5 protein-coding genes, 1 tRNA gene and 1 pseudogene are annotated in these 4,591 nt (G+C 43.3%); 1 reads left to right on the forward strand and 6 read right to left on the reverse strand.

Translation table 11 applies throughout. The features are described 5' to 3' along the window. Positions 1-274 precede the first annotated feature (274 nt). The 6 genes from V7L29_RS18400 to V7L29_RS18425 form a co-directional block, all read right to left on the reverse strand. Positions 275-439, reverse strand: coding sequence for a hypothetical protein (locus V7L29_RS18400; protein ID WP_334736402.1), 165 nt, complete (start codon positions 437-439; stop codon positions 275-277). A 246-nt stretch (positions 440-685) separates the two neighbouring features. Beyond that, a complete protein-coding gene (locus V7L29_RS18405) occupies positions 686-1,864 on the reverse strand; it encodes an aminotransferase class V-fold PLP-dependent enzyme (protein ID WP_334736403.1) in 1,179 nt (392 codons plus the stop codon). Positions 1,865-1,888: 24 nt separating this feature from the next. Beyond that, positions 1,889-1,960 (reverse strand) — tRNA-Asn (locus V7L29_RS18410). A 163-nt stretch (positions 1,961-2,123) separates the two neighbouring features. After that, on the reverse strand, positions 2,124-2,675 hold the full coding sequence (locus V7L29_RS18415) for an NYN domain-containing protein (RefSeq protein ID WP_334692387.1): 552 nt from the start codon (positions 2,673-2,675) through the stop codon (positions 2,124-2,126). Between the two features lie 390 nt (positions 2,676-3,065). Continuing rightward, a complete protein-coding gene (locus V7L29_RS18420) occupies positions 3,066-3,743 on the reverse strand; it encodes an ABC transporter ATP-binding protein (protein ID WP_334736404.1) in 678 nt (225 codons plus the stop codon). A gap of 13 nt (positions 3,744-3,756) precedes the next feature. Then, complete coding sequence (locus V7L29_RS18425; RefSeq protein ID WP_334692389.1) at positions 3,757-4,029, reverse strand: hypothetical protein; 273 nt, start codon at positions 4,027-4,029, stop codon at positions 3,757-3,759. 332 nt (positions 4,030-4,361) lie between these two features. Between V7L29_RS18425 and V7L29_RS18430 the strand changes: the two are divergent. After that, positions 4,362-4,591 (forward strand): annotated as a pseudogene (locus tag V7L29_RS18430) (photosystem II D2 protein (photosystem q(a) protein)); the annotation flags it as partial.

The following is a 4,591-nucleotide window of genomic DNA, read 5'->3' on the forward strand; positions in this document are numbered from 1 at the left end:
CCAGTGACATGATTTTATTCACTGTGGGAAATCAGAGGTTTTTGGCTTTGCTTTCTGATTCTTAATTGGTACCAGTGACATGATTTTATTCACTGTGGGAAATCAGAGGTTTTTGGCTTTGCTTTCTGATTCTTAATTGGTACCAGTGACATGATTTTATTCACTGGGGCAAACGCACGTAATTTGTGAAACCCTTGCTGCATAAGGATATTGAGCAAAAAATCGCCTCAATGCTCAAACGTTCAAACCCTTGCTATTAAAGGATTTTTATACTTTAGATACGTTTGCCCTGGGGGTCTAGCGAGATACTTGTAGGCTGATCGCCTTTCATCCGAGATGCAATCACGTGTAATTCATCTTTACGACCGACAAACACCCTGGGATCTTCAATTATCCCCGCAGCCACAAAAGGATTAGAAGGCAGCACTCTAGAAGTCATGTCAAGCGTTTATCCTAGTTTCAGCAATTTAAGTGCTATCACTTAAAAGAATAGCACTTAGTGCAAAACACACCCTTGATGCGATCGCCAGTTTCCTTAAACTATAGCGGTTCTCAATTGCCATAGAATACAGACCTAACAAGAACAGCCCCTTCCCTACTAGCGTTGGGGAGTAAGATTCAAAGCCTCTCTCCTTTTAGGAGAGAGGTCAGAGTGTATTGCATCCAAACGAGCGATCGCTATAGATTATCCTGAGAACAACCCCTTTAGAACCTTTGCCAAATACTCATACTGATCAAAAGTATTGTAAATCTGTGCCGAAATTCTTACCAACAGCCGAGGTTTTTCCTGCCACGGTATCATTGGCACTTGAATACCAAACTTATCAAACAACTCATCATGTATAGACATGAAATCGCAGTTTTCCAAAGTCGTAGGTAATGGCACAACCGCCATTGAACCAATCATCTCTTTTGGACAAGGCGGCTGCACTTCTAGCGCTTGACAAAGTAGCTGTCTTCCTTGTATCACTAGTTGATGATTTTGCTGCATCAATTCTGTCCACCCACCAGGTAGCAAGGAACCCATAAAAGCGATCGCTTCTGGCACACACATATATGCTGTAGGATCGTCTGTACCTGTCCAGTCAAATTCCAACTGAAAGCGAGTTTTATCAGTGCGTGGCGAATTTGTGCCGTGGCTAATTGTCAAAGGACGAATTTCTGACTGTTTATCTCGTCGCACATACAAAAATGCTGCCCCTTTTGGCGCACACAGCCATTTATGACAATTTCCGGTGTAATAAGTTGCACCAATTTCTTGCAAATTGAGTGATATCATTCCAGGCGCATGGGCACCATCTACCAATGTATCTACACCCCGTTGTTGTAACTCCTTCACCAACTTTTGAATCGGGAAAATTAGCCCTGTCTGGCTGGTAACATGATCCAAAAGTGCTAATCGTGTTTTTGGTGAAACTTGCTCAATTACTGCTGCCACTACTTGCCGTGGCGAGTCAATGGGAAAAGGAATTTTTGCCACCACCACCTCCGCACCAGTGCGACTGGTAACAAAATCAAGTGCATTGCGGCAAGCATTATATTCGTGGTTGGTTGTGAGTATTTCGTCTTCTGGTGAAAACGTCAGCGACCTTAACACCGAATTAACGCCAGTCGTTGCATTGGGGATAAATACCAAATCCTGGACATCAGCACCCATAAACGCTGCTAGCTTACTTCTAGCATCGTCTAGTAATGGTTCCCACTCTCTACCAAAAAAGCGTAGGGGTTCTTGTTCTAGTTGCAACCTCAGACGTTGTTGAAACTCCAGTACTTGTTTAGGACAAGCACCAAAAGACCCATGATTTAGAAACGTCACAGCCTGATCAAGCGACCATAGATTACTAAGGGATAATCTAGAACCCAAAATTTAAAATCCAGAATTACTAAACTCCCCAGGCTGGATTCGAACCAGCGACCAATCGATTAACAGTCGATCGCTCTACCACTGAGCTACTGAGGATCACTCACGATTTATAATAATAAGGCTAAAAATAAGATTTGGCAAGTACTTTCGCCAATATTTTTTCTTAGATGCTTAATTATAAAATTTTTGCAGCCAAAATTTATTCAGGAACTTAAGCAGAGACTTTTAAATACTAAATATCTTTTTAAATACTAAATATTTACTGTAATCCCATTCGTAATTCAGCCAGACGCTGCCGCGCCTTAGCATCAATAGCATTAGCTAAAAACCTACTCTTAGATTGTTTGCGCGGATGATACTTCTGTCGCATCCGACAGACAGTAGCTTCCACTTCCCCACAGAGTTGTTGTGCTGACAACCATTCAGCCCCATACCCCTGTATCATCAACTGCTGTGCCCGATCTGATGTAGCAACAATCACACGAGAAATTAAACATTGGGCTATTTGCTGGCGAAAAGACGCACAAGATTTTTCTATATAGGTATCTGCTGTCTGCCCAAAATCAGTGTAATAAACTGATAAAAGTTCAGTAATTATTTCTTTATTACTAGAGGAATTCTGATATTGAGCATCAAAAACTATTTGAGTTGCATAACCTTGAAACGCACTATAACCAGTCATCGCTTCCACAAGTTCGCCCCGTGCTGCCTCTAATCCAACACTATCACGCGTTTTTTTCAGGCAAGGCCAAGCGCCAATTATATTGTAGCCGTCCACTAACAAAACGGCTTGGAGTAAGGAACGGGGCATGGTTTTGAATCACAATTTTCTAGAGTTTACAAAATTCATTCATAAGTTTTATAATAATTGATCGATTGTGTGTAACACTATGTTACACAAGATAAAAAATACGATAGATTTATAAAACTTACCTTAGGATAGAGGCACTAACTTAAAACGCGCCTTTGTTGAAAAGGCGCGTGGCAGTACTTTATTATTTAATAGTGCTGGGTAATCAAGAATGGTGAATTAATAGTTACCTAACTTCTGTTCGGCATCAGCCGCCGCTCAAATCTTCTCCCTACAGCCCTTCTCAAGACAGGAGACGCTGTTCGCATTCAAGCATCCTACGGCAGGCGCTAGCCTCTCACGAATGAAACAAGGAGAGACGCCAAGAGCGAACGGTGATTCAGCACTCAATTAAGAGGCTTCGCTGTGTACCTCCATCAAACGTTGTTTAAGGCGCTGGGCTTCACCCTCATCAACAAGAGAACCTTTTTCTAGTAAGAAAGCGCCGTCACAGTAATTTAACTCGTCTAATCGATGCGTTACCCACAGGGCCGTAAGACCTCGACTTTTGACGAGGCGGCGGACACCAGCAACTAAATCTAGTTGGCTATCTGGATCTAGTAAGGCAGTGGGTTCATCTAATAATAAAACTTCACAGCGACGGGCGATCGCACCGGCGATCGCGACTCGCTGTTTCTGTCCACCAGAAAGTGCATAGATAGGGCGTCGTTGGAGGGTAAGCAAATTCACCGCTCCTAGCGCCTCCTCAACCCTTGCTCTGGTAGCAGCAGGTGGCAACTTTTCTTCCACCAATCCAAAAGCCACATCAGTACCAACTGTTGGCATCACCAGTTGATGATCCGGATTTTGGAAGACAAAGCCAACGGGGTGCAAAACTCGAATTTCCCCAGACTCAGGAGCTAATAGCCCCGCCAGCAGTCTAAGTAACGTTGATTTCCCACTGCCATTTGTACCCAAAAGCATCCAAAACTCACCCTTGGGTACTTCTAAAGAGCAAGATTTAATAACTTTCTCTCCATTAGGCCAACTGAAATTTAAATCCTTGACTTCAATGCCCACTTGAGCCATTTGTCAACCTTGGTTATTCAGCAGCTACAGCGAAAAAGCCAGGTGGTCTGCCACCACCAGGGGTTGTACCATCTTTTTGAACAATCTGCACCCCAGCAATTTCACTAGCGCGAACAGCAATTTTTTTCTCTGTCTTGCCCTCGCACTTCAGTTCCACAACGTCAGGGTTACCAGAGCGTATTGCTGCCAAAATGAGTTGATAGACAGCCTCAGCATCCTCTGCTGACTTACGTTGTACCGAGATAGGAAAAGCAGTGTTTCTGATGCTTAAGTCGATGGTAAACATTTAGCAATAATCTTTCTTTAACTGTAGGACTCATTTTAGCGTCAGCTGAGTGATTCTAGGGAAGTAGGGGTTGAGGGGGATTAGGGGATGAGGCAGACCAGGTAAAATTTTCTCTTTGATCTCCTTATCTAACTTCCTCTAGATCGAAAATTAATTTTTATGACAAATCCCCTAGAAAAATTAGCGATTTGCACCTAAAATGATTAAAGGTTCGTAAAAAATTGTAAACTTGGTTAACAACCTGGTTAACTTTCTGCTTATGGAAGGCTTTTATATAGCCATCTATAATAGAGATACAACCTGTACTTATAAACATTTGGAGATTTGCTCTAATGACCATCGCAGTTGGACGCGCCCCTAGTAGAGGGTGGTTTGACGTTCTAGACGACTGGCTCAAGCGCGATCGCTTTGTATTCGTAGGTTGGTCAGGGATACTACTGTTCCCCTGCGCCTTCCTAGCACTAGGCGGTTGGCTGACCGGCACCACCTTCGTCACCTCTTGGTACACCCACGGGTTAGCCTCCTCCTATCTAGAAGGTGCTAACTTCCTAACAGTGGCAGT

Source organism: Nostoc sp., assembly GCF_036916575.1.
Taxonomy (GTDB): domain Bacteria; phylum Cyanobacteriota; class Cyanobacteriia; order Cyanobacteriales; family Nostocaceae; genus Nostoc.